Here is a 1677-nt window from a genome sequence, read left to right on the forward strand (position 1 = left end):
ACCATGCCGATGCCGGCGGCCAGCGCATCCGCCGAACTGGTGATCCGCGCCGGCCGGCCCTGGATCAGGATCTCGCCGGCATCCGGCGCATAAGCACCGAACAGCACGTTCATCAATGTGGTCTTGCCGGCGCCGTTCTCGCCGAGCAAACCGAGGATTTCTCCTGGCGCCACGCTGAGATCGACAGCCTCGTTCGCCTTGACGGCGCCGAAGCTCTTGGTGATGCCGCGCATTTCGATGAGTGGGGCGGGCAAGGGTGCTCCTGAATTTGCATTCCGAGGGCAGAGAGGGGGCGCCTGGCGCCGACCTCTCAAGCAACAAAACCTAATCCGAAACCGGCGTGTTCTCGTCGACGTCGACGCGGAAATTGCCTTCGAGGATCTCGGCCTTCTTCTTCCCGACCAGATCCTTGACGTCGGCGGGCAGCGTCTTGTCGAACTTGTGGAAGGGCGCGAGATAGGAGCCGCCCTTGGCCATGCGCGAGAAATCGCCGTAGTCCTGCGCCGTGTAGACGCCGGCCTTGACCAGCTTGATCGCTTGCTCGACCGTCGGGTACATGTCCCAGACCGGGCCGGTGATGACCGTATCGGGGCCGAGGCTCGACTGGTCGGACATGTTGGAGATGGCGAGGATCTTCTTCTCGACCGCCGCCTCGATGACGCCGAAGCGTTCCGCATAGATGACGTCGACGCCGGCGTCGATCTGCGCCACCGCCGCTTCCTTGGCCTTGGGCGGATCGAAGAAGGAACCGATGAAGGCGACCTTCTTCTTGACGTTCGGATTGACCTCCTTGGCGCCAGCGAAGAAGGCATTGACCAGCCGGTTCACTTCCGGAATGCCCATCGCCGCCACCGCGCCGACCGTACCCGACTTCGACATCTTGCCGGCGATCATGCCGGAGAGATAAGCAGGCTCGTGGATCCAGTTGTCGAAGACGCCGAAATTGGGTTCGGCCGGCCCCGCGCCTGAGCCGAACAGAAATGCGGTCTTGGGGAACTGCTTGGCCGTGCGGCGCGATTCACGCTCGGCGGCGAAGGCGTCGCCCAGCACCAGCTGGTACCCGCCCTGCGCATATTCGCGCATGACGCGGCTGAAGTCGGCGGTCTGCACCTTCTCGGACCATTTGTATTCGATGCCGAGTTCCTTTTCGGCCTTCTGCAGTGCGACGTGGATCTGGTTGTCCCAGGGTTCCTCGATCGGCGTGGCGAAGATAGCCGCCACCTTCAGTTTCTTGCCCGCCGCGAAGGCCGCACCCGGCAGCATCGCCGCAGCGAAACCCAGCGCGCCCAGTTCGAGCACGTTGCGCCGCGAGAGCCCTTCGCGGATCAAATGAGATTTGTTCTTCCGGTTTTCCATTGAAGTGCCCCTCTGTTCGACAGCCGTGTCGAGCCGGCTGTTCCCTAAGAATGTCAGACGAGGAACTATGGAACGGGTCTAGACTTTTGTCCACATGGTCAAATTTGAGAGCGGCCAATCGCTTCAGGTTGCCGCCGCCCCTCACCTGCCTGCCGGCATCCTCTCCCCGTATAGTGACGGGGAGAGGGGCCTGTTGTCCGAACCGGATAGATAGGTAACAGAATGGACCGATAGCATGGGTGACAGTTTTCTTGTCCGCCGGGAGGACCGGCGATGGTTTGGCGAGAAACTGGGATCATGGACGAGCGGCTGCGGTTTGTT

The 1677-nt window shown here is 62.0% G+C and carries 2 protein-coding genes; both read right to left on the reverse strand.

Annotated elements, in window-relative coordinates; genetic code table 11:
• Positions 1-254 (reverse strand): ATP-binding cassette domain-containing protein (locus tag EOA36_RS34885; RefSeq protein WP_127281186.1); only part of this gene is annotated, 254 nt, incomplete at its 3' end.
• 70 nt (positions 255-324) lie between these two features.
• The gene (locus tag EOA36_RS34890) at positions 325-1356 is read right to left on the reverse strand and encodes a BMP family protein (protein ID WP_127281187.1); all 1032 of its coding nucleotides are present in this window, start codon (positions 1354-1356) and stop codon (positions 325-327) included.
• Positions 1357-1677: the final 321 nt, after the last annotated feature.

The organism is Mesorhizobium sp. M8A.F.Ca.ET.021.01.1.1 (assembly GCF_003998025.1).
Lineage (GTDB): Bacteria > Pseudomonadota > Alphaproteobacteria > Rhizobiales > Rhizobiaceae > Mesorhizobium.

What these genes read in the sequence shown, in the direction of transcription:
- EOA36_RS34890 (WP_127281187.1), bottom strand. Translation starts at nt 1,356, where the DNA reads ATGGAAAACCGGAAGAACAAATCTCATTTGATCCGCGAAGGGCTCTCG.